Here is a 21,541-nt window from a genome sequence, read left to right on the forward strand (position 1 = left end):
CGGCCCTGGGAGTGATTACCCCTCGGCCGCGATCTTGCGCAGCGTCTGCTCGAACACTTCGGGCGGCTGGCCGCCCTGGATCAGGTAGCGGTCGTTGATGATTACCGACGGCACCGCGCGGACGCCCTGCGACTGGTAGAACTGTTCCTGCGCGCGCACGTCCTGCGCATAGCGGCCTTCGGCCAGCACATGGCGCGCCTCGACCGGGTCGAGGCCCACCTGCGCCGCCACATCCACCAGTACATCGCGCGAGCTCACGTCGCGGCCGTCGGTGAAATAGGCCGCGAGCAACGCTTGCTTCAGCTCGGGCTGGCGTCCCTGCAAAGCGGCCCAGTGCAGCAGGCGGTGCGCGTCGAAGGTATTCACGATGCGCTTGCGCTTGTCCATGTTGAAGGTGAAGCCCACATCGGCGCCGCGCTGGCGGATCGCCTCCTGGTTCTGCGCCATCTGCTCGGGCGTGCTGCCGTACTTGCGCGCCAGGTGTTCCACCACGTCTTCGCCTTCCGGCGCCATCTGCGGGTTGAGCTCGAACGGCTGGAAATGCATGTCGACCGTGACGTCGCTGCCCATGCTGGCGAGCGCCTTCTCCAGCGACTTCAGGCCGACGGCGCACCAGGGGCACACCACGTCGGAGACGAAATCGATCTTGAGATTGGCGGGGGTGGACATGGACGAATCCTCTGAACAGGTCCGTCTTCAGTGGGTGCGGGCCGCCCCACAATCAAGGGCGAGGAGGGCGCGCTGGCGCCGCTCCCCGTCGTGCGTCGGGCTCAGGGCTTGCCGATGAAGTCCGTTTTGCCCAGGTCGGCGCCGGCCTCGCGCAGGATGGCGTAGGCGGTGGTGCAGTGGAAGAACAGGTTCGGCAGCACGAAGTGCAACAGGTAGCCCTCGCCTTCGAAATGCTGCTCGCCGTTGCGCGTCTTGATGGTGACAGCGCGGGTTTCGCTGCCGTCGATCTGGTCGGCCTTGAAACTCTTGATGTAGTCGAGCGCGCGCTCGATGCGTGCGTGCAGTTCGGCGAAGCTGGTTTCGTTGTCCTCGAACTTCAGCGGATCCACGCCGGCCAGGCGCGCGGTGCCGTTCTTCGCCATGTCGGTGGCGATCTGCACCTGGCGCGTGAGCGGCAGCATGTCGGCGGTGAGGCGCGCCTGCAGCAGCAGCGCGGGATCGTACTTGCGGGCCTCGGCATGCGCTTCGCCTTTGCGCAACACGTGCTGCAGGTTGCTCAGTGCGCGCAGGAAGACGGGAACGGAAGCCTGGTACATCGACAAAGTCATGGGGAATGCTCCGGTGGTTCGGGGGTGGTAACAGTGCCTTGAAGCGTCACTACCGAGGAAAGCTCGCCAGCCACGCCGGCATCCGCTGGGGCGTCAGCCTTCGCCAGGTCGCCGGCATGCCTGGTAACGCGCAACGCGATCACGGTGCCGACCGCCAACAGCACGGCCGACAGCAGGAAAGCCAGGCCCGGCACATGGATGCGCGAGGCCGGCGAAATGGAGAACGAGAACACCTGGGCGAACAGGAACGGGCCGAAAATGCCGGCGAAGCTCGCCAGGCTGCTGATCGCGCCCTGCAGGCGGCCTTGCTCCGTCGGATCGACCTGATGCGTCATCAACGACTGGATCGGCGGTTGCGAAAGCCCCCACAGCGCCATCAGCGGGATGCCGAGCAGGAACACCGTGCCGGTGTGGGCCATGCCCATCACCAGGAACGAGCCGATGCCGCACAGCATGCCGCCCAGCATCAGTCGACGCTCGCCGAACTTCGGCGCGAGCTTGCGGGTGAGCACGGCCTGCACGAAGCCGTCGCAGGCGCCGACCAGCATCAAGACGTAGCCCACCGCTTGCGGGCCCCAGCTGTAGCGGTAATCCGCATAGAGCACGAAGGTGGTCTGCAGCACGTAATGCGCGAGGTAGACCAGGAACATCACGACTGCCAGGCCCATCACCAACGGATAGCGGCGCAACAGTTTCAGCGAACCCAGCGGATGCGCGCTGTGCATTTCAAAACGCGGCGTCCGTTTCTCCCTCGGCAGCGACTCGGGCAGCACGAACAGGCCGTAAAGGAAATTGCATGCGGCCAAGCCACCCGCCACCCAGAACGGCAGGCGCAGGTGGATGTCGCCCAGAAAGCCGCCCAGGCCCGGGCCGATGATGAAGCCCAGGCCGAAGGCGCTGCCCAGGATGCCGTAGGCCGCGGCGCGTTTTTCCTTGGGCGTGATGTCGGCGATGTACGCATTGGCCGTGGTGAAGCTCGCCGCCGTCATGCCCAGCACCACGCGAGCGACAAACAGCAGCCACAGGGTCGGTGCCATGGCGAGCACGAAGAAATCGATGGCGAGGCCGGCGTTGGAGATCAGGATCACCGGGCGTCGGCCAAAGCGGTCCGACAACGCACCTTGCACCGGCGAGAACGCGAACTGCACGAGGGCAAACACCGTGCTGAACACGCCCACCCACCACGCGGCCTTCGCGATGCCGCCGCCGGCAAGCTGCTCGATCAGATGCGGCAACACCGGAATCACGATGCCGAACGCAAGCATGTCCAGCACGACGGTGACGAAGATGAACGCGATCGCAGCGCGGCGGCGCGGATGAAGTTCGTTGATGGTCGGCTGGTCCATGGGGCATGGGGTCGCGGCGAAGCTCGCACGATAGCCGATTGTGCGTGACGGGGGATGTGCAGTGCAGTATGGGTTGCCGCTTTCCTCGGGAAGAGGCGAGGCAATGGCTCTTCCTGTAGGAGCGCACCCAGTGCGCGAAAAGCCTACGGAGCGGAGATGCCGGCAGTCCGCGATCGCGCACTGGGTGCGCTCCTACAGTGGAGTTTCGACGCGAAAAATTACGTCAGCCTTGCGGCGGCTGGGTCAGTTCGCGCGCGTCGAGATAGCCGTCGTGGTTGCGATCCAGTTTGTGGAACTGCCGGCGCAGGTTGTCCTGATACTGCCTGAGCGTGATGGGTTTGCCATGCCCGCCCGGCAGCTCATCGGGTTCCAGCACGCCGTCGCCGTTGCTGTCGAGGCGCCGGAAGCCTTCGCTGAGATGCGCGATGTACTCCGCTTCGCTTACGCGCCCGTCGCCATCGACATCGAACAGGCGCAGGTACTCGGCCGGCGTGCTCTGCGCATGCGCGAGCATGGGCAAGAGCAACAGCAGGCCGAGTCGGCGCATCGTCATGCCGCCTCGGTGCGACGGCGCAGCACGGCCAGTGGCTGCGCCCAGGTGGCGCCCGGGCGGCGCTTGCTGGTCACCAGGGTGAGGTCGCTGGGCTGGAACACGTTGATGTTGTGCGTGGCCGGCGTGGTGAGGATGTACTGCGCGCGCGTGGACTTGAGGAACGCGCCCACCTTGTCGATGTTGAAGATGTCCAGGTGCGCGAACGGCTCGTCGATGAACACGAAGCCGCCGGGGCGATCCTCGTCGCGCATCAGCGCTACCAGCAGCAACAGCGATTTCATCACCTGCTGGCCGCCCGATGCCTCGCCGTCGTCCATGCCGATCCAGCCCTTCTTGTCGAACTCGAAGCGCACGGTGAGGCCGGCCTGCGCCAGCGCCAGGTCTTCGTTGGACAGTTCAGGCAGATCGACCTCGACGCCGATGCCGGCCAGGTCCGCGAGCGACTTGAGGTTGCGCGCATAGCGCTTCACGGTGTTGCGCAGCACATTGAGGTAGGCGGCGCGTGCCTCGTGCGTGATGCGCGCGGCGCGCTCCAGATGCACGCGGCGGCGCTGCAGGTCCTGCTTCAGGCCGTCGTGGTCGTTGGCGTACTTGTCGCGCAACGGCAGGCAGCCTTCGTCGGTTTCCCAGTGGCCTTCGTTGAGGCGTCGCTCGATGCGCTCGATCTCACGGCGCACGGCGGCGGGCGACTCGTAGCGTTCGCGCAGTTCCGCCATGGCGCGACGGCCGCGGTGCGCGGGGCGCACATGGCTGCGCTTGTGGCGGAACGCCTTGAGGCGATCGACCTGCTCGTTGCGGAACTGGTTGAACTGACGTGCGCTGTCGGCCAGCTGCTGCTGCACCTGCTTGTGCTCGCGCGCTTCGTTGTCGCGCAGGCGCGAGTTCTGCAGGCGCTTCTCGCGCACGCCTTCGTAGTGCGCTTCGGCGGCGGCGTAGCTGTCGGCGCAACGCTGCACGTCGTCCTGCAAGGCGGCCTGGGCTTCGTGCGCTTCGGCAAATTCGTCGGCGCGATCGGCGAGCTGGCCGCTGGCATTGGCGCCAAGCAGCAGGCTTTCGGCGTCGGCGGCCTGTTGCTGCCATTGCTTGCGCTGTCCGGTGATGGCGCGCAGCTGCTGTTCGATCGACTGCAGGCGCGCCTCGCCCTCGCGCAGCTGGCGCTCGCGCGCCGCGCTGCCGAAGTACACGTCGTCGACGCCGAGATGACGGCCGCCGCGGCGTTCGCGGAAATAGCCCTGCGGCGTGATCCAGTCCTGGTCCTTGGCGAGCTTGGCGCCCTCGGCCACATCTTCGACCCGGCGGATGCGATCGAGCTGGCGCAGCAGCCATTCGGGCGCGGCGGCGGTGAAATCCACCACTTCCAGCAGTGAGCCGCGCGTCGGCGGTGTAACGGGTGCGCGCTCGGCGACCACGAAGTGCTTGTAGCGATGCTGCTCGCCCAGGCGCCAGGCCGCTTCGCGATCGCGCGGATGGTCGAGCAGCACGACATGGCGATAGCCGGCCAGCACCGCTTCCACGGCGGCCTGCCAGCGCGGCTCGACGATCTCGACGATCTCGCTGAGCATGCTGTGGCCGATGCCGGCGTCATCCAGTGCACGGCGGAACGACTGCTCGAACTCCGGCGTATAACGCTGGCCGCGACGCCAGGCGCCTAGCTGGGCGGTGAGCGTGCTCAGCTGGTCGCGCAGGCGAGCTTCGTCGTTCTGCAGGCGACCGAGCTGGCTGCGGGCTTCGACCAGCGCCTTGCCCTGCTTTTCGTGATCGGCGCCGTCCTGCTCGGCGACCAGCCTGCGCAGGTGTTGTTCCTGCTTCAGCAGGGTGGCGTTTTCGGTTTCGGCGCGACGCGCGTCGTCCAGTTGCTGCTTGGCCTGCTGGCGCGCCTGGTCGGCGGTGTGCTGTTCGCCGCGCAGCGATTCCTCGCTGGCATCCAGCGACTGCAGGCGCAGCTGAAGTTCGACGTCGCGCGCGGACAGGTCGCGGCACTTTCGCTTGAGGCCGAGCAGCTGCGGACGGGCGCCGCGGATGGCGGCGTGCAGTTCCGCCAGTTCCGTGCGTGGCAACGTTTCGGCGACGAGATCGGTGTGCTCGTGCTTGAGCGCATCCCATTCCTGCCACGAGCGCACGCGGCCTTCGGCTTCCTGCAGGCTCACGCCGATCAGCGAGAGCTGGTGCTCCAGGCCATGCAGTTCGCGGTCCGCTTCGATATGTTCGTTGCGTGCGCGCTGGTAGTCCTCCAGCACGCTCTTGTCGCCGAACACGTCGAACACGAGATCGAGCAACGCCTTGGGCGCGAGCTGGCAAAGCTTGTCGGTGGCGCCCTGTTCCAGGGTGAGCACGCGACGGATCGCCTGCGACAGGCCGGCGCCTTCCAGGCGCACGCGATATTCGCGCAGGCCCAGCCAATCGTTGCGTGCTTCGATCTCGTCGATGCTGACGTCGCCGCCCAGCACGGCGTACTGGCGCTGCCATTCGCCGCCTTTCTTCTGGATGCGCACGGCCAGCGTGACTTCGCCATTCATGATCGGGAAGAACGGGCGCTCGCCGCGCGGCCCGGGCAGGTTGCCGACGCGTGCGCGCAGCCATGCGAACGGCTTGCCGTTGTGGCGCAGATAGCTCTTGTAGTCGCGGTTGCCGGCGCAGTCGATGGTGAGCAGGGTGCGCAACGCATCGAGCAGGGTGGTCTTGCCCGAACCGTTCGGACCGACCACGGTGACGATGTTGGTATCCAGCGGCAGGCTGAAGCGCTGCCAGTAATCCCAATGGATGACTTCGAGGCTGCGGAAATCAAACATCGTGGATCACCTCGCCGTCCTCGGCGTCGTCGGTCTCGTCGTACAGCGGCTCATCGATGCTCTCGGCGTCGTCACGCGGCGTGAGGCCGGCAAGCAGGTCGCCCAGCGCGCCGTCGAGAATGCGTCGCGCGGTGCGCTCGTAGTCGAACACCAGGTCGAGCAGCGGGCCTTCGGCCAGTTCGCCTTTGCGGCGGACGATGAAACCGTGGCGGCTCAGCACGCCGAGGTTGAAGTTCACGCGCGTCTTGCCACCGAGGCGGTCACCGAAGTCGGCGAGCAGCGTGCGTTCGGCCAGCACGGGCGACAGCGAAGGGTCGCGCGAAATCGGCTTGGCTTCGGCGAACATCAGCGTCTGCGATGCATCGGCTTCGGCCTGCTGGCGTTCCAGCTGGCGCTGGCGCTTGGGCAGCACGATCAGCGCCCACAGCACCACCAGCAGCGCGACCGCATCGCGGTCGAGCTGCAAGGTGTTGGATATCCAGCTGTCGCTGCCGCCGAACACATGGCGCTCGGCGCTGCGTGCGACGGCCACGCCGATATAGGCGGAATAGGGATGTTCGCGCAGCTCCAGGCCCACCGCGGCGAGGCGGCGGTCCAGCTCTTCGCGGAAGGTTTCGTCCAGCAGCGCCTTGCGCGCCTGCGCGTCGTCGCGCGGCAGCCAGCGCTGCGAGAGCAGGCGCGCGATCAGCGCGGCGATCTCGTCATGCATGTTTCTTGTCCTTGGGATGCAGGCGACCCGCGCTCACCAGCGCGATCGTCGCCAGGCCCGGATCCACCAGGCGGGGTTCGATTTCCAGCTGCAGCGGCAACCGCGCGAGATCGGCGGTGGGGCCCTGCAGGGCGGAGGATTCGGGATCGCCGAGCAGGCCCAGCAGCGACAGGCGATACGCGCTCAACGCGTAATCGTCGCCACGCAGCGCGTCGGTGAGTTCCAGCGGGCTGATCACCAACGCCAGTTCGCCATGCCAGTCGAGCAGCGGCGAAAGGTCTTCCTCGTCGATGGGCAGGTCGTGCGTGGTGGGCGTGGCTTCCGCGCCCGGGAGTTCGGTGCTTTCGGCAGCAGCGCGCTCACGTTCCAGCAACTCGAATTCGGCGACGTCGAGCGCGATCTGGTCCTGCAGGAACGGCGGATGCAGCGGCAGCAGGTGCGCTTCGTCCGCGTGCTGGGACAGCGCGTCAGACGTGAGTGAACGCAGCCACGCCACGAGGTCGGACGATGAAAGACCGGTGCGCCCAAGATGCACGCGATGCTGGTCGATCTTGTTGAGTTCGCGCTGAAACACGCCGGCCTGACGCAACAGCGCGCTCTGGGCGCGGCCCACGGCTTGGGCGAGCCGGTGCGCGGCCGGGTCGAGGTCTTCGTTGTCGGCGATGGCGCGCACCACCTCGGTGCCTTTCTCCACCCACGTCCATACGGACTCCAGTCGCTGCGCGGCGCGACGAATGCGGTATTCGGAGCCCGACAGCACCGCGCGGTCGAAGTCTTCCTTCAGCTCGGACAGGCGCGAGAGCAGATGCCCCAGCTCGTCGGCCGAGATGCGGCCCACCGCCTGGCCGGCGGCGAGCTGCGCGGTGATGTAGCCGAGGCCGTCCTCGTCGTCGCGCTCGAATTCCAGCAAGGTCGATACGGCAGCGAGCGCCTTGCGGCCCAGCGGACTCACGCGATAGCGCAGCGTCTCGCTGTCCCAGGCCAGCAGCTCATGTTCCTTCAGGCGCTGCACCACGGTTTCCAGCTTCACCGGCTCGACGAAGGCGAGCTGGTCGCGGATTTCCGCCGGCGCCCACTCCGGCGCATGGGCGCGTGCACCCAGCGTGCGGAGCACCAACAGGCGCAGCAGCACCTGTGCTTCGCCGCCATGGAACAAGGCACTGAAGGCGCGCAGCAGCGCGCGGCCGCGCAGCAGCGGGAAGACGGCAGGCAGGTCTTCGGCGGTGACGCCGTCGCGCAGTACGTCCTGCAAACGCTCGTCGGCGTCGGCGCTATCGATCGGCAACATCAAGCGCGAGGGCTCAGCGGCCAGCGCCGTGGATGCCGATGAACTGCAGGAACTCCGCGCGGGTGCGTGCATCGTCGCGGAAGGCGCCCAGCATCTGGCTGGTGACCATCGACACGCCGCGCTTGTGCACGCCACGCGTGGTCATGCATTCATGGCTGGCATCGACCACCACGGCCACGCCGGCGGGATGCAGGTTTTCCTGGATGCACTGGGCGATTTGCGCGGTGAGCTTTTCCTGCACCTGGAAACGGCGCGCAAACGCGTCGACCACGCGCGCCAGCTTGCTGATGCCTACCACGCGGTTGGTCGGCAGGTAGCCCACGTGCGCGCGGCCGATGATCGGCGCCATGTGATGTTCGCAATGGCTTTCGAACTCGATGTCGCGCAGCACGACCATCTCGTCGTAGCCGGCCACTTCCTCGAAGGTGCGGCGCAGGTATTCACCCGGGTCGATGTCATATCCCGAGAACCAATCCTTGTAGGCCTTGACCACGCGCTTGGGCGTATCGAGCAGGCCTTCGCGGCTGGGATCTTCGCCCGACCAGCGCAGCAGGACGCGCACGGCCTCCTCGGCCTGCTCGCGGGTGACTTCGGTCGGCTCGGTGCGCTCGGTCATGCGGGTTCCTTCGGGTACCTCTTTCGGACGCGCCAGTGTAACGCGACCGTCAAGCTTTCGGCCGCCAAAAGGACGCTTGCGCCGCGGGATCAAGGACTTGGGGCGGTGCTTACCGCGGTCAGCTGGGCCGGTTAGACTCGCCCGGACATCAACCGGAGGGATGGACATGAAGCTGGGACGCATCATGGGATGGGGGCTGCTGGCAATCCTGGCCGGCAGCGTATACGCCGGGAGCGTCCGCAAGGACGCGGAGGCCAGCATGGTGCTGACCGGCACGGTGGACGTGAATCCGGACGGCAGCCTGCATGGCTACACCATCGATCGGCGAGAGCAGGTGCCGCCCGAAGTCGCCGCCATCGTCGACAGGAACATCACGCACTGGACGTTCAACCTCTCCGCGCCAATCACCGAGGTGGTCCATACGAAGATGAGCCTGCTGTTGCTGGCGAAGCCTGCAGGCGAGGGCAAATTCGCCGTTACCGTCTCCGGTGCATCTTTCGGCGACAACGACGGCCACAACGGGGAAACGGTGAGCTACAAGTCGCATGATCCCATGCCGGCCTATCCGAGGGCCGCCATCGATGCGCGCGTCAGCGGCACGGTGTTCCTGCTGTTGCGCATCGGTCGCGATGGTGCCGTACAGGAGGGCGTGGCCGAACAGGTCAATTTGGATCAGTACGGCACTGCCAACGAGATGCGCCTGTATCGCAAGCTGCTTGCCGATGCGGCACTGGAGGCCGGTAAGAAGTGGACATACAACCCGCCCACGCGCGGCAAAGGCGTTGACGACCCGTACTGGCAGGTGCGTGTGCCGGTGCAGTTCAACCTGTTGCCGTTCGGCGAACGTCCTAAGGATGACTACGGTCATTGGCATGGCTATATCCCCGGGCCCCGTCAGACGCCGTCGTGGATCAGCCAGACCTTGCTCAGCGAAGCACCGGACGCCATGGCCGGAGACGGTCTGCACACCGGCAACTCGTTGCTGCGCCTCGCCACGCCGCTGGGCGGCAGCTGAGTTCGATATCTAGCCGCCGACCGGATGAAATACCGCAATCCGGTTGGCGTTGCTTTCGCCGAGTGGCTGCAGCCAGTGCTCCGCTGCAATGGCGTTCGTGCAGGGGCCGAACGTGACGAGACGAATCGGACGCTGTTGCGCCTCGCGACGCAGCCTTTCGAGCACGCCGTCCAGGATGGCGCCGGTGAACGGCGTATACAGATAGAAAACCGTGCCTGTGGAAAGGTCGGCCTCACGCACGTCCTGCGCAACGAATGACACATCGCCCAGGCACAGCGCTTCGGCGCTTCGCCGTGCGCCATCGACATAGACCTGTTCGCGCTCGATACCGATGCAACGCGCCCCCGTAAGCATCGACACCAGCATGGGGACGTGTCCGAGTCCGGAGCCGAGGTCGACGAAGACATCGTCGTCCGTGATGCCCGCGCGCTCGACCAGATCAAAGACGTGCCGTACGGGCGTGGGCTGGTAGAAGACCATGTCCGCTTCCAGCGGGGCGATCTCGCCGGAGGGTTCATCGAACGCGAGGACGTCACCGAACAATGCGTCGAGATGGTCGTATGTCTCCGCGGCGTCGATGTCGTTTCCCGGCGACCATCGGCGCAGGGAATGCGCGCCGGTGCCTTGCCGGATATCGGCGCGAATGGACTCGGTCAGCTGTCGTTGGATCGTCACCAGGCGTGCATGCAGAGTCATGGCCCGCGTGTGAAGCGGGTGGTTTTCCACCGTGTCATCGATCCATTCCTCCAGCCGCTCCATCGCACGGATGCGCTCGCGTAGCCGCTCGGGCCATTCGAGCGAACGATTCTGTTCGAGCGCATCGATCAATGCGTAGGTGTCTGGCGGCAGCGGCGCGTCATGGGTCATGGCGTGCGCATGCTGCCATGCGACGGTGCGGGGCGGGTGAATGAGGTGTAGCACTCAGCGTGGATCGGGCACGAAATGGCCGGGGAATGGATCGGGTCTCGAGGGTGGCTGACGCTCGGCGGAAGGCATGATGCCTTGTGCGATCAACCGTTCGCGCGTGTCGTAGTACAGCGTGACCACGTCATCGGGTGTCGCCGAGGCGCGTTCGAAATCGGTATAGCTGACCACCGAGGTTTCGCGCGGACCGTGGCCGGTGCCAAGGGGGCCACCGATCGTGGAGAGCGCCTTGGCGGCCGGTGCCGGCGAGGCGGGCGCCTGCCGCATCTGGTCGGCGGCCGCGCCGGACGATTCCTCCACCATGGGTCGCACCGGCATGGGCACCGGCAGCGGCCGTGCGCGGAACACAGCCATGCCGATCACGCCGACGTTGTCCGGTCTTCCCGTCTGCGCCGCGTAGCTGCGCGAGGCATCGGCGAACACGAAATCGGCCACCTCGGAAAGACTCTTGCGCCAGCCGGGGATCGCCGTGGTGACAAAGGGATCGAGCACGTAGCCGGTCTGCGACCAGTCGGCGGTGTCGCCGGAGAGCACGTTCACGCCATCGACGGAGAGCACGCCGAGCACGCGTCCGCCTTCGCGGCTGTGAAGCTGGATCTGGTAGCGGTGGCCGGGTTGTCCGGCGACGAAATAGCGGCCGTTGTGACGGTAGACGGGCAGCTCCTGCTGCGCTGTGCGGTCGTAGACTTTCATGTCCACCAGGCGCCCGACGGCCTGGGCCTGCGTGCTGGCGGCGAATGCGGCCAGCAGCGCGAGGACAGTGTGGAAGCGTTTCATGGGGTGGCTCCGGCGAGCATCGCCATTCGATGCATGAGTTGGAACGCCGGGGCAGAGAGAAAGGGGTTGATGGGTGTGGAAAGGGATCGGGCGTTTATCCCTTCGCTATTCCGCAGCGAAGAGGACTTAAGGCAACTCAGGGCCACATGTGAGAGCTCATCAGGGGACCTCTTCTACGCATCGCTCACACCTCAACATCATCCTCGTTGCTCTCTTCCAGCGCAGGGCCTTCGCCCAGCAGCTGCTGCGCCTCGCCGCCCGGCAGCGTTTCCACGCCGCGCAGCTTGCGTTCGATGGCGCGCGTGCGCACGCTGGCCTGGTCGATGACGTTGCTCGCTTCGTTGAGCTTCTTGCGCGTCTTTTCCAGCACCGTGCCGAACTTGCCGAACTCGGTCTTCACCGCGCCGAGCAGCGTCCACACTTCGCTGCTGCGCTTGGCGATGGCGAGGGTACGGAAGCCCATCTGCAGGCTGTTGAGCAGCGCGGTGAGCGTGGTGGGGCCGGCCACGGTGACGTGGTGGTCGCGCTGCAGGGTTTCGAACAGGCCAGGCCGGCGGATCACTTCGGCGTACAGGCCTTCGGTGGGCAGGAACAGCACGGCGAAGTCGGTGGTGTGCGGCGGCGCCACGTATTTGCTGCGGATGCGCTTGGCTTCCTCGCGCACGCGCAGTTCCAGCGCGCGGCCGGCGAGCGCGGCGGCTTCCACGTCGGCCAGCTCCTGCGCGTCGAGCAGGCGCTGGTAATCCTCCACCGGGAATTTCGCGTCGATGGGCAGGTAAAGCTGTGCCCCATCGCTTGCGCCGGGCATGCGCACGGCGAACTCCACGCGGTCGTTGCTGCCGGGGATGGTGATGACGTTGGAATCGTATTGCTCGATGGTGAGCAGCTGTTCCAGCAGCGCGCCGAGCTGCACTTCGCCGAGGATGCCGCGCGTCTTCACGTTGGTGAGCACGCGCTTCAGGTCGCCCACGCCGGTGGCGAGGTTCTGCATTTCACCGAGGCCGCGCTGCACCTGTTCCAGGCGCTCGGACACCAGCGCGAACGACTGGCCCAGGCGCGTTTCCAGCGTGGTCTGCAGTTTTTCGTCCACGGTCGCGCGCATCTGTTCCAGCTTTGCGGCGTTGTCGTCCTGGATGGCCTTGAGCTTGGTTTCCAGCGTGGCGCGCACCTCATTGAGGCGCTTTTCGTTGTCGGCGGTGAGTGCGGCGAGGCGCTGCTGCTGCTGTTCGCCGAAGCGGTTGAGGGCGAGCGTGAGTTCCTCGCGGCTGCGGCGCGCGTCTTCGGTAAGGCGCTGGGCCAGCACCTGCAGGCCGGCGTCGGTGCGCTCGGTGAGCACGTCCAGGCGCTGGCCGAACTGGCCGATGCGCTCGTGCTGCTGGGCGCTCATGCCGCCCAGTTGCTCCTGCACCAGCGAGCGGAACTGCCCGAGCGTCTGGGCCATCTCGCCGCGACCGGCGCGCTGCTCCTGCGCGAGCGCTTCGCGCAGGTGGCGGTTGTCGTCCTTCAGGGCATCCAGTCGCGCCGTGAGGCTGCCATCGTCGCGATGACGCTGCAGGTTCATCACCTGCAGCACGATCATCACCACCACGGCGACGACGAGGACGATCAACAGGATTTCAGTCACGGACATGGCGGCACCCGGCAGTACAAGGTGCCAAGTGTACGCGTTGTCGTCTCAGTAGCCGGGATTCCGGCACATCATGCCTGCGGCGGCGGGAGCCGGAACGCGCCCTGGTCGAACGCCTTGCCATAGGTCTTCCAGTCGCGTTGCACCTGCTTCGTGCATTCCTTGGCCAGCCGCAGCAACTGCGCCTGCCAGCGGTTCTTCCCGCCGAACGCGATGAGCTGATCGGCGCTGGCGGAGCCATCCCGTCCGCTGCTGCGCAATTGCGCCCACGCCACCAGCCTGCCCATGGTCTGGAGCACGCCTTCCAGGCGCTCCAGCTTGCCGTGCCAGTCGGCCAGCGCCAGCCGGTCTTCGGTGGGCTGCAGGCCGCGCAACACGTAGGACTTGCGCCCCATGGTCACGGCGCGGAAGAAAGCCGGGCTGATCGCCTGCATGCGCGCCTGCACCGCCACCACGCGCTCGGCCTCGGTGCGCCATTCGGGCTGGCGGATGTCCAGATGCGGCACGAGCGAGGATGGCTGCGCCAGTTTGAGGTCGAGCAGGTAGTTGCCGTCGGGCGATCCCTTGCCCTCGACGAGGATGGCGTAGCGATCAACGCCCAGGCTGCCGGTGCCGGCGATGCGGCGCGCCACGTCCAGCACGCGATAGAAGCGGGGCTTGTCTTCCCTGGCGGCGACACTGTCGATCAATGCGGTGACTCGTTCGCGCTGCTTGTCGGTAACCGGCAGCGCGCGCCGTCCGTCGATGCGCAGGGTGCGGTGCTTGCCCTTGCGCACGGTGCGGCTGTCCAGGAAAGGCGGCCGCAGGCGACCGCGCAGGTTGCCCAGCAGGTCGCCCACCATGCCGCTGGCCATGTCGCGCTCGACCCAGCGCGCCTTGCCGGCGCGCAGCTCGGCGGCGTACGTATCCAGGAAATCGCCACACAGGTGATCGGCCTGCGCGCCGCTCAGGTGCAGGCTGCCGGCGGCGATGTGCACGCTGGTCAGCAGGCGCACCAGTTCCCATGACGCGGGCGCCAGCGCGGCTTCGTCGAAATCGTTCAGGTCGAAATAGACGAGGCGGTTGTCGCCCTTGTAGCTGCCCATGTTCTCCAGGTGCAGGTCACCGCAGACCCATACCGGCGGCGCCTTGCCCAGCCACTTCGGCTCGGGCAGGCGCTGGTAGAAGAGGTGACAGGTGCCGCGCAGGAAGGTGAACGGGTCGTGGCGCATGGCCACGTACTTGCGCTGCAGGCGCTCGGGGTCGCGCTTGGCGTTGTAGTTGCGGATGGATTCGACGACATCGGTCATGTCACGCCCTCCACGGTCTTGCAGTTACATCACGCGACAGAACACGGCCTTCAGGTAGCGCCCTTCGGGCACGTCGCTACGGAACGGATGGTCGGCGCCGGCACCGGCGACGTGCAGCACCTGGATCTCGCGTCCTGCGTTGAGCGCCACGCGGCGCAGCATCTCGAGGAAATCCCCCTCGCTGACCAAGCCCGTGCACGAACAGGTCAGCAGCAGGCCGCCGGGCGGAATCACGTCGAGTGCGAGGCGGTTCATCGCGAAGTACTTCTTCAGCGCGTCGAACACCTTGTTGCGGTCGCGCGTGAGCTTGGCCGGGTCGAGGATCACCGCGTCGTATTGCTCGCCGCGCTCCACTGCGTTGCGCAGCCAGTCGAACATGTCGGCGGCCTCGAACACGGCGGGCACGTCATTGGCCGCCGCGTTGGCGCGGGCGATTTCCAGGATGCCCGGGTCCATGTCCACGCCGACGGCGGACTGCGCGCCGGCAGCGAGCGCGTGTACCGCGAAGCCGCCGGAATTGCAGCACAGGTCCAGAACGCGGCGGCCCTTGGCGAGGCGCGCGAAGTGGTGGCGGTTCTCGCGCTGGTCAGCGAAGAAGCCGGTCTTGTGGCCATAGCCTGGAGCGGCGTGGAAACGCAGGCCGTGCTCGTGCACCTCCACCGGCGCCGGCGCTTCCGGCGAGCGACAGTCGAAGGACTCCTGCTTCTGCACATGATTCTCGGCGAACCAGTACAGGCGCGCTCCGGGGAAGTGGCGCAGCAGCGCCGCGTGGATCGCTTCGCGGAAGCGCCACATGCCGGCGGCGAAGTATTCGATCACCAGGATGTCGGCGTAGCGATCCACCACCAGGCCGGAAAGTCCGTCGCCTTCGCTGTGCACCACGCGCCAGGCATCGCTCACGCGGTCGAGCTGCAGCAGCTCCTGGCGCAGCGCGATGGCGCGGTCGATGCGCGCGGTGATCCAGTCGGCATCGATGGTTTCGGTCGGCTCGGTGGTGAGCAGGCGCAGCGCGATGCGCGCATGGCCGTTCCAGAAGCCGCGGCCCACGAAGCGCCCCTTGGCGTCCTCCACGTCCACCACGCTGCCGGGCGGCAGGCGGCCCTCGGGCTTGTGCACCTGCGCGGACCACACCCACGGGTGGCCGGGCGTGCGGTCGGTCTTGAGGCGGATGACGGGGAGGGAAGCGGGGGTATTCATCCGCACATGATAGCTGGTGCGTGGAAGTAGCCGCTTTTTTAGCTCCCTCTCCCCTCCGGGGAGAGGGCTGGGGTGAGGGGGCACTCTTGCGGGGCGTTGCTTTTTCTATCTGGGAAAGGAAGAGCTGGAGCGCAGTTTCCAATGAGCGCGAGGCAAGAGCCGCCCCTCACCCCAACCCTCTCCCCAAAGGGGAGAGGGAGTAGAGCACAGCCTTAACGCAGGCGCAGCGCCAGCCAGGACAGCAGGGCGAGCAGGTTGATGCCGATGCGCGAAAGTCCGGGTCCGGCCACCGCGAGCAGGAAGCCTTCGCTGCCGAAATGCCAATCCAGGCCGAGGCGCACCGGCAGGTGCAGCGTGGCGAACACGTTGACGTAACCGCCGCAATGCAGTGCGTAACTGAAGATCGGCGTGGCGATCAGCGGCAGCTGCAGCAGCTGCGCCCAGCTGGAGAAGGTCACGCCGCGTTCGCTGTTCTCCAGCAGCAGTACGCCCGCCACCAGCACGAACGCGTAGAGGATCAGGCCGATCACCGCGACCAGCGAATCGTTCGAACCGAACGGCAACAGCCGGCGCAGCATGTTCACCATGCCGAAGAAGCCACCGGCGACTTCGAGGATGCCGATCAGTCGGAAAAGGAAATTGCGCACGTGCCCGCCCCGGGTTCGAAAGCGGCGAGCTTAGCGGATTGCTCCGGTCTTGTAGGCCGGACGGGTTGGCGTTTTGTTGGGAGGCATACAGGAAGCCGCAAGCCCTGTAGGAGCGCACCCCGTGCGCGACCGCAGCACTTCACTCTTGCCGCTTCGCAGGCTTGTCGCGCACAGGGTCCGCTCCCACAGGAAAAAGCCCGCACGTGCGGTAAACGGTCGAATTCACCCTGTAGGAGCGCACCCAGTGCGCGACCGCAGCGCTTCACTGCTTGCCATTCCGCCCGTTTGTCGCGCACAAGGTGCCCTCCTACAAGGCCTCGTCAAGTTCATGCAGGTCGGTGATGTGCTGCTCCCACCAGCGCGGCTCGGCTGCGAAGGGGAACGCGATGGGGAAGGCGGGGTCGTGCCAGCGGGCGGCGATCCAGCCCACGTAATGCAGCTGGCGCATGGCGCGCAGCGCGGGCACCAGGGCGAGTTCGGCGAAGTCGAATTCGCGCATCTGCTGGTAGCCCTCCAGCAGCGCCTGCATGCCGTGGTCGTCGTTGGCCAGCATCCACAGGTCCTGCACCGCCGGACCCATGCGGGCATCGTCGAGGTCGACGAAATGCGGTCCATGATCGGTCCACAGCACGTTGCCCGGATGGCAGTCGCCATGCAGCCGCAGCGAGCGCACCGGGCCCACGGCTTCCAGACGCGTCGCGACGGCCTGGTCCACTCGCTCGGCCGCGGCGCGGTAGGCCGCATGCAGCGACGCCGGCAGCAGCGAAGAGGCGAGCACGGCGTGCATCGGTTGTTCGATCAGCGTGGCGCGATCGATGCGTCCACGATGCTGGAAGGGCTGCCTCGTACCCACGGCGTGGATGCGCGCGATCAGACGTCCAAGCCATTCCAGTTGCTCGGCCGATTCCAGCGATGGCGCGCGTCCACCGCGACGGGGCGTGAGCGCATAGCGAAAGCCTGCGTGGTGCAGCAGGGTGCGTCCACCGAACACCAGCGGAGCCACCATCGGAATGTCGTCGGCGGCGAGTTCCTGGGCGAACGCATGCTCTTCGAGAATCGCCGCATCGCTCCAGCGGTGCGGGCGGTAGAACTTGGCGATGACCGGCGCGGCATCCTCGATGCCCACCTGCCACACGCGGTTTTCGTAGCTGTTGAGCGCCAGCAGGCGCCCGTCCGGCCACAGGCCGCAGGCGGTGACGGCCTCCAGCACGCAGTCGGGATCGAGCGTGTGGTAGGGCGCTTCCAGGCTCAACGCGGCGCCACCACGCGCGAGGGAATCACCGCCATGGTGAGGCGCGAGATGCACACCAGCTCGCCGGCTTCGCCTTCGATACGGATTTCCCATACCTGCGTGGTGCGGCCGATGTGGATGACGCGCGCGGTGCCGGTCACCGTGCCGCTGCGCACACCGCGCACGTGGTTGGCATTGATGTCCAGGCCCACCGCCACTTCGTGCGCCGGGTCCAGCGCCAGCATGGCCGCCGTGCTGCCCAGCGTCTCGGCAAGCACGACCGAGGCGCCGCCGTGCAGCAGGCCGTAGGGCTGATGGGTCCGGTGGTCCACCGGCATGGTGCCGCGCAGCCAATCGTCGCCCACCTCGGTGATGCGGATGCCCAGCGTCTCCATCATGGTGTTGGCGCTCCAGCCATTGATGCGCTCGAGCGAAATGTCCTGTTTCCAGATGGCCATGAGCTGATTCTCCGCGGGAAAAGCTTGTGAACGGACGTGGGGACCCTCATTGTCGACTGACTGCTGTCGCCGCGACAATGCACCACGTGTTTACCGTCACCATCCAATCCACCGGTCGCCACTTCACCGCCGCGCCGGGCGAAACCGTGCTGGAAGCCGCTCAGCGGGCCGGCATCGCGCTGCCGTACTCGTGCCGTGCCGGCGTCTGCGGGAGCTGCAAGGCCACGCTGGTCGAGGGGCATTGCGAGTATCCACGCAACCCGCCGCTGGCCCTGAGCGGCACGGCGCCGTCGCAGCACGCGGTCCTGCTGTGCCAGGCGGTGCCGGGCAGCGACCTGGTGATCGAGGCGCGCGAAGTGACCTCGGTGGAAGACATCGCGCGCCGCCAGCTCGACGTGGCGGTATCGCGCAAATGGATGCTGGCGCCCGACGTGATCGGCCTGCACCTCAAGCCCGTCTCGCAAGACGTACGCCTCAACTGGCTGCCCGGCCAGTACCTCGACGTGCTGCTGGACGAAGGGCGGCGTCGACCGTTCTCCATCGCCAATCATCCGCAGGCGGACGGCACCATCGAATTGCATGTGCGCCACGTGGCGGGCGGCGGCTTCACCTCGTGGGTGGCCGACACGCTGAAGGTGGGCGACAGGCTACGCATCGAAGGTCCGCTGGGCACCTTCGTGCCGCGCGAAGATTCCGAGCGGCCGATGGTGTTCATGGCCGGCGGCACCGGCTTCGCGCCGGTGAAGGCCATCGTCGAGCACTTCCTCTCGCTGGGCACGCGTCGGCCGATGCGCGTGTACTGGGGCGCACGCAGCGCGGCGGACCTGTATCTGCGCGGGATGGCCGAAAGCTGGACGGGGAAGGCGCACGACCTCGCGTTCCAGGCAGTGATTTCCGATCCGGAACAGGCCGCGAGCCATGGTGCGCGCGTGGGCCTGGTGCACGAGGCGGTGCTGGAAGACCAGCCCGATCTCGCTGCATACGACGTGTACATGAGCGGCCCGCCGGCGATGATCGATGCCGGCCGCAAGCTGTTCGTCAACGCGAACCTGCCGGAAGACCGGCTGTACTACGACTCGTTCGACTACGCGCCGGATGTGCTGGCGCAGATACTGGGAAGCCGCGCGGGCATCGCCATCGAGACGTGAGTAACCGCCGCCTTGCTGTAGGAGCGCACCCAGTGCGCGAAAAACCTACGTAGCGGTGATGCCGACGCGCCGCGGTCGCGCACTGGGTGCGCTCCTACAGGGAAAGGCAATAAATCAGTTCTTGCCCTTCGCCACCGGCAACTGCGCCTGCTGCCACGCCAGCACGCCGCCGCCGAGCGTGAACACCTTGGAGAAGCCTGCCTTCACCAGCCGCTGCGCAGCCTTGCCGGTGTTGCGGCCGTCCTTGTCGATCAGCACCACGGGGAGATCCTTGGCCTTGGCCAGGTCCTTCTGCTCGGGATCGAACTGGCTCATCGACACATGGCGTGAACCCGGCACGTGCGCCTTCTCGAAATCGGCATAGGCGGACAGGTCCACCATCAGCGGGCTTTCGCGGTTGATCAGCAGGGTGAGGCCGGCGGGCGTCAGCTCCTTGTACTTGCGGAACAGTGCAAGGATTTCCATCACCACGATGGCCAGCAACAGGACGAAAAACAGCGCCACGAGCGCGAGATGGTTGCCGATGAACTCGGGCAGCTTGTGCAGGACATCGTTCATGAAAGAGCTTCCGCAGGCGCGGCCGACAGCCGCGCGGGGTCAATGGAACCGGGGATTATAGGGCAGGCGGGCGGCCGGGATAGGCGGCGCGGAGGGAAAGCCGGCCGCGGAGACGGGCGCCGTTCCCCGGGGCGGCTCGCGCGGTGCTTGTGTTCGAGCGGTCGTTCCCGGCGGTGTTGCGGGCGCCGTTACCTGCGCTGCGCCCCCGGGTCCAACGTCACTGCCGGCTGATGTCCGGCAATCCGCTCACCAGCCACCAATGCTTGCCTTCGGCATCGTAATGCCAGGTCTGGTGGTCGGTGACGGTGCGTTCGGACTGCGTGTTCACGTTCACCAGGTTGATCTGCACCACCTGGGTCACTTCGAATTCGCCGTGCGGCGTGGGGCCCTTGCCCTCGTCGTAGCCGCTCACCTTGTACTGCTGGTAACGCGCCATCTCCAGCGTGGACACCGGGTGCGCCTCGCGTACCTTCGGGTCGACGAACTGCTGCGCCGTCGCGAAGTCGCCCCAGCGCACCGTGCTCGCGTACGCGTTTAGCGTGGTGGTGAGCGCATCGTTGCGCTGGTCGGTGGCGCAGCCGGCAAGCGACAGCGTGGCGAGAATGGCGAGCGTGGTCAGGATGCGGCGCATGACGGTTCCCCCTGGGCAGGCCCTCATTCTGCCCAACCTCGCGAGCGTTTTCATACGGCGTCGGGGGAACGCCGCTTGGCCACGAAACGGGCCGCCAGCGTCGCCGCAGGCTTGTCGCCGGTGCCTGGCACGCGACAGGCCACCTCGATACGGGCGCGGCCGCGCGCGGCCAGCGTATCGAAAAAGTCTGTCCAGTCCCCGCCGTCGGCCAGGCACGCCTCGCTGACGAAGTCGGTCCATACCGGCTCCAGGTAGCGCACGGTGGATTCGCCCACGAACACGTCGCAATCGAGGCCGCGCACGCGCAGTTCCAGCTCGACCAGGCCCCAGCCGGTCAGCGTCATGGCGCTCACCAGGCTGCCGCCGAACGCGCAGCCCTTGTCGTTGACGTTGGGTGGCAGCGGCGCGGCGATCGACAGCTGCTGTTCGTCGCAGTCGTGCAGGCTCAGGTCCATGTTCTGCGCAAGGGGAATTTCATCGCGCATGAAGGTCACCAGCTTGCGCGCGAGGGTCTGTCGTTCGGTCGTGCTCATCGGGGGTCGTGTCGAATCGGGGAATGCGTAGTTTACGCGCCACGTGGGGGATGCGCCGGTACACTGCACGGGTTTCCATGGAGAGGTACATGACCGCGTCGCACCCGAACGCCGCCAAGCCCGCGCTGCACGGCCGTACCGTGGTCATCACGCGGCCGTCGGGGACCGGTTCGGCGCTGGCCCGGGAAGTGCGCGAGCGTGGCGGCATGCCTGTGCTGCTGCCGGCTCTGTCGCTGCACGCCATGGACGACGTCGCCTCTTGCGCGGATGCCCTGAAGGCGGCGCTCGGCGACGACCTGCTTGTTTTCACCAGCCCGGCCGCCGTGCGTTTTGCCGCGCGCCTTGCACCGTTGCGGACACAGGCCACGGTGTTCGCCGTGGGGCAGGGCACGGCACGCGCGCTGCGGCGGCATGGCGTGAAAGCGCCGCTGGCGCCGTCGCTTCGCCAGGACAGCGAAGGCCTGCTGGATCATCCCCTGCTGGCCGAACTGCATGGCCGACGCGTGGCCCTCATCGGCGCGCCGGGCGGTCGCGGCGTGTTGCGCGCGACCTTGGCGGAGCGCGGCGCATGTCTGCGCGAAGTGCATGTGTACCAGCGCGGTATGCCGCGCTGGCAGGCGCGGCACATCGAGGCGCTGAAGCACTTGCCGATCGATACGTGCGTGCTGCTTTCCAGCGCCGAGGCCTTGGGCAACCTGCAACAGGGCCTGCCCGCCGCGGCATGGGCGCAGCTTCGAGGCGCCATGGCGGTGGCCAGCAGCGAGCGGTTGGCCGAAGCCGCTCGCCGCGCGGGATTTTCCCGTGTGCGGCTGGCGGCTTCTGCGTTGTCCGCCGATCTGCTCGCCGCTGCCGCAGGCTGATCGATCGGCGACAGCGCGCCGGACGACGTACCCGTTTCGCCGGCAGGTCATTTCACGCCCGCTTGATG

General features: G+C 66.9%; 22 protein-coding genes. 3 read left to right on the forward strand and 19 right to left on the reverse strand.

Going from position 1 to position 21,541, the window contains the following annotated elements; all coding sequences use genetic code 11:
- Positions 1-15 precede the first annotated feature (15 nt).
- The 8 genes from CA260_RS01740 to folE form a co-directional block, all read right to left on the reverse strand.
- The gene (locus CA260_RS01740) at positions 16-669 is read right to left on the reverse strand and encodes a DsbA family oxidoreductase (RefSeq protein ID WP_111980743.1); all 654 of its coding nucleotides are present in this window, start codon (positions 667-669) and stop codon (positions 16-18) included.
- 101 nt (positions 670-770) lie between these two features.
- Positions 771-1,277, reverse strand: coding sequence for a DUF1993 domain-containing protein (locus CA260_RS01745; RefSeq protein ID WP_111980744.1), 507 nt, complete (start codon positions 1,275-1,277; stop codon positions 771-773).
- A complete protein-coding gene (locus CA260_RS01750) occupies positions 1,274-2,623 on the reverse strand; it encodes a TCR/Tet family MFS transporter (RefSeq protein WP_111980745.1) in 1,350 nt (449 codons plus the stop codon). The genes CA260_RS01745 and CA260_RS01750 overlap by 4 nt, the downstream gene beginning before the upstream one ends.
- 223 nt (positions 2,624-2,846) lie before the next feature.
- The gene (locus tag CA260_RS01755; protein ID WP_111980746.1) at positions 2,847-3,170 is read right to left on the reverse strand and encodes an EF-hand domain-containing protein; all 324 of its coding nucleotides are present in this window, start codon (positions 3,168-3,170) and stop codon (positions 2,847-2,849) included.
- A 2-nt stretch (positions 3,171-3,172) separates the two neighbouring features.
- Positions 3,173-5,965, reverse strand: a complete 2,793-nt coding sequence (locus CA260_RS01760; protein WP_111980747.1) for an AAA family ATPase — start codon at positions 5,963-5,965, stop codon at positions 3,173-3,175.
- Positions 5,958-6,674 (reverse strand): hypothetical protein, encoded by a 717-nt coding sequence (locus tag CA260_RS01765; RefSeq protein ID WP_111980748.1) that lies wholly within the window; start codon positions 6,672-6,674, stop codon positions 5,958-5,960. Before CA260_RS01765 ends, CA260_RS01760 begins: the two co-directional genes overlap by 8 nt.
- Positions 6,667-7,962, reverse strand: a complete 1,296-nt coding sequence (locus CA260_RS01770; protein ID WP_111980749.1) for a hypothetical protein — start codon at positions 7,960-7,962, stop codon at positions 6,667-6,669. Before CA260_RS01770 ends, CA260_RS01765 begins: the two co-directional genes overlap by 8 nt.
- A 13-nt stretch (positions 7,963-7,975) precedes the next feature.
- Positions 7,976-8,578 (reverse strand): GTP cyclohydrolase I FolE, encoded by a 603-nt coding sequence (folE, locus tag CA260_RS01775; RefSeq protein ID WP_111980750.1) that lies wholly within the window; start codon positions 8,576-8,578, stop codon positions 7,976-7,978.
- 166 nt (positions 8,579-8,744) lie between these two features.
- On the opposite strand from folE, the gene CA260_RS01780 reads away from it, so the two are divergent.
- Entirely contained in the window at positions 8,745-9,593 is an 849-nt protein-coding gene (locus CA260_RS01780; RefSeq protein ID WP_146745269.1) for an energy transducer TonB, read from the forward strand.
- 9 nt (positions 9,594-9,602) lie between these two features.
- Here CA260_RS01780 and CA260_RS01785 read toward each other — a convergent pair whose 3' ends face one another.
- The 8 genes from CA260_RS01785 to CA260_RS01820 all read right to left on the reverse strand — a co-directional run bounded on the left by CA260_RS01785 (position 9,603) and on the right by CA260_RS01820 (position 17,743).
- A complete protein-coding gene (locus CA260_RS01785) occupies positions 9,603-10,460 on the reverse strand; it encodes a hypothetical protein (RefSeq protein ID WP_111980752.1) in 858 nt (285 codons plus the stop codon).
- 54 nt (positions 10,461-10,514) lie between these two features.
- Positions 10,515-11,294 carry a hypothetical protein gene (locus CA260_RS01790; protein ID WP_111980753.1) on the reverse strand — a complete coding sequence of 260 codons (780 nt, stop codon included), beginning with the start codon at positions 11,292-11,294 and terminating at the stop codon, positions 10,515-10,517.
- Between the two features lie 184 nt (positions 11,295-11,478).
- Positions 11,479-12,924, reverse strand: a complete 1,446-nt coding sequence (rmuC, locus tag CA260_RS01795; RefSeq protein ID WP_111980754.1) for a DNA recombination protein RmuC — start codon at positions 12,922-12,924, stop codon at positions 11,479-11,481.
- Between the two features lie 68 nt (positions 12,925-12,992).
- Entirely contained in the window at positions 12,993-14,210 is a 1,218-nt protein-coding gene (locus CA260_RS01800; RefSeq protein ID WP_111980755.1) for a DUF2252 domain-containing protein, read from the reverse strand.
- A 24-nt stretch (positions 14,211-14,234) separates the two neighbouring features.
- Positions 14,235-15,407, reverse strand: a complete 1,173-nt coding sequence (locus tag CA260_RS01805) for a class I SAM-dependent rRNA methyltransferase (RefSeq protein WP_111980756.1) — start codon at positions 15,405-15,407, stop codon at positions 14,235-14,237.
- Between the two features lie 212 nt (positions 15,408-15,619).
- A complete protein-coding gene (locus CA260_RS01810) occupies positions 15,620-16,054 on the reverse strand; it encodes a hypothetical protein (protein WP_111980757.1) in 435 nt (144 codons plus the stop codon).
- 307 nt (positions 16,055-16,361) lie between these two features.
- Positions 16,362-17,306, reverse strand: a complete 945-nt coding sequence (locus CA260_RS01815; RefSeq protein WP_238149688.1) for a serine/threonine protein kinase — start codon at positions 17,304-17,306, stop codon at positions 16,362-16,364.
- Positions 17,303-17,743 (reverse strand): hotdog fold thioesterase, encoded by a 441-nt coding sequence (locus CA260_RS01820; protein WP_111980759.1) that lies wholly within the window; start codon positions 17,741-17,743, stop codon positions 17,303-17,305. Before CA260_RS01820 ends, CA260_RS01815 begins: the two co-directional genes overlap by 4 nt.
- Before the next feature lie 77 nt (positions 17,744-17,820).
- Between CA260_RS01820 and CA260_RS01825 the strand changes: the two genes are divergently transcribed.
- Positions 17,821-18,891, forward strand: coding sequence for a 2Fe-2S iron-sulfur cluster-binding protein (locus CA260_RS01825; RefSeq protein WP_111980760.1), 1,071 nt, complete (start codon positions 17,821-17,823; stop codon positions 18,889-18,891).
- A gap of 114 nt (positions 18,892-19,005) precedes the next feature.
- Here the strand turns inward: CA260_RS01825 and CA260_RS01830 are convergent, their stop codons facing one another.
- The 3 genes from CA260_RS01830 to CA260_RS01840 form a co-directional block, all read right to left on the reverse strand.
- Positions 19,006-19,449, reverse strand: a complete 444-nt coding sequence (locus CA260_RS01830; RefSeq protein WP_111980761.1) for a rhodanese-like domain-containing protein — start codon at positions 19,447-19,449, stop codon at positions 19,006-19,008.
- A 217-nt stretch (positions 19,450-19,666) separates the two neighbouring features.
- Positions 19,667-20,080: a hypothetical protein gene (locus CA260_RS01835; protein WP_111980762.1), complete on the reverse strand. Its 414-nt coding sequence runs from the start codon at positions 20,078-20,080 to the stop codon at positions 19,667-19,669.
- A 50-nt stretch (positions 20,081-20,130) separates the two neighbouring features.
- Complete coding sequence (locus CA260_RS01840) at positions 20,131-20,613, reverse strand: YiiD C-terminal domain-containing protein (protein WP_111980763.1); 483 nt, start codon at positions 20,611-20,613, stop codon at positions 20,131-20,133.
- Positions 20,614-20,702: 89 nt separating this feature from the next.
- On the opposite strand from CA260_RS01840, the gene CA260_RS01845 reads away from it, so the two are divergent.
- Positions 20,703-21,473 (forward strand): uroporphyrinogen-III synthase, encoded by a 771-nt coding sequence (locus CA260_RS01845; protein WP_111980764.1) that lies wholly within the window; start codon positions 20,703-20,705, stop codon positions 21,471-21,473.
- Positions 21,474-21,541 lie beyond the last annotated feature (68 nt).

Origin of the sequence: Dyella jiangningensis, assembly GCF_003264855.1 — a bacterium.
Taxonomy (GTDB): Bacteria; Pseudomonadota; Gammaproteobacteria; order Xanthomonadales; family Rhodanobacteraceae; genus Dyella; species Dyella jiangningensis_C.

Excerpts from the sequence above, each read along its gene's own strand:
- CA260_RS01740 (WP_111980743.1), bottom strand. The coding sequence starts at position 669 with ATGTCCACCCCCGCCAATCTCAAGATCGATTTCGTCTCCGACGTGGTG.
- CA260_RS01745 (WP_111980744.1), bottom strand. The coding sequence starts at position 1,277 with ATGACTTTGTCGATGTACCAGGCTTCCGTTCCCGTCTTCCTGCGCGCA.
- CA260_RS01750 (WP_111980745.1), bottom strand. The coding sequence starts at position 2,623 with ATGGACCAGCCGACCATCAACGAACTTCATCCGCGCCGCCGCGCTGCG.
- CA260_RS01755 (WP_111980746.1), bottom strand. The coding sequence starts at position 3,170 with ATGCGCCGACTCGGCCTGCTGTTGCTCTTGCCCATGCTCGCGCATGCG.
- CA260_RS01760 (WP_111980747.1), bottom strand. The coding sequence starts at position 5,965 with ATGTTTGATTTCCGCAGCCTCGAAGTCATCCATTGGGATTACTGGCAG.
- CA260_RS01765 (WP_111980748.1), bottom strand. The coding sequence starts at position 6,674 with ATGCATGACGAGATCGCCGCGCTGATCGCGCGCCTGCTCTCGCAGCGC.
- CA260_RS01770 (WP_111980749.1), bottom strand. The coding sequence starts at position 7,962 with ATGTTGCCGATCGATAGCGCCGACGCCGACGAGCGTTTGCAGGACGTA.
- folE (WP_111980750.1), bottom strand. The coding sequence starts at position 8,578 with ATGACCGAGCGCACCGAGCCGACCGAAGTCACCCGCGAGCAGGCCGAG.
- CA260_RS01780 (WP_146745269.1), top strand. The coding sequence starts at position 8,745 with ATGAAGCTGGGACGCATCATGGGATGGGGGCTGCTGGCAATCCTGGCC.
- CA260_RS01785 (WP_111980752.1), bottom strand. The coding sequence starts at position 10,460 with ATGACCCATGACGCGCCGCTGCCGCCAGACACCTACGCATTGATCGAT.
- CA260_RS01790 (WP_111980753.1), bottom strand. The coding sequence starts at position 11,294 with ATGAAACGCTTCCACACTGTCCTCGCGCTGCTGGCCGCATTCGCCGCC.
- rmuC (WP_111980754.1), bottom strand. The coding sequence starts at position 12,924 with ATGTCCGTGACTGAAATCCTGTTGATCGTCCTCGTCGTCGCCGTGGTG.
- CA260_RS01800 (WP_111980755.1), bottom strand. The coding sequence starts at position 14,210 with ATGACCGATGTCGTCGAATCCATCCGCAACTACAACGCCAAGCGCGAC.
- CA260_RS01805 (WP_111980756.1), bottom strand. The coding sequence starts at position 15,407 with ATGAATACCCCCGCTTCCCTCCCCGTCATCCGCCTCAAGACCGACCGC.
- CA260_RS01820 (WP_111980759.1), bottom strand. The coding sequence starts at position 17,743 with ATGGCCATCTGGAAACAGGACATTTCGCTCGAGCGCATCAATGGCTGG.
- CA260_RS01825 (WP_111980760.1), top strand. The coding sequence starts at position 17,821 with ATGCACCACGTGTTTACCGTCACCATCCAATCCACCGGTCGCCACTTC.
- CA260_RS01830 (WP_111980761.1), bottom strand. The coding sequence starts at position 19,449 with ATGAACGATGTCCTGCACAAGCTGCCCGAGTTCATCGGCAACCATCTC.
- CA260_RS01835 (WP_111980762.1), bottom strand. The coding sequence starts at position 20,080 with ATGCGCCGCATCCTGACCACGCTCGCCATTCTCGCCACGCTGTCGCTT.
- CA260_RS01840 (WP_111980763.1), bottom strand. The coding sequence starts at position 20,613 with ATGAGCACGACCGAACGACAGACCCTCGCGCGCAAGCTGGTGACCTTC.
- CA260_RS01845 (WP_111980764.1), top strand. The coding sequence starts at position 20,703 with ATGACCGCGTCGCACCCGAACGCCGCCAAGCCCGCGCTGCACGGCCGT.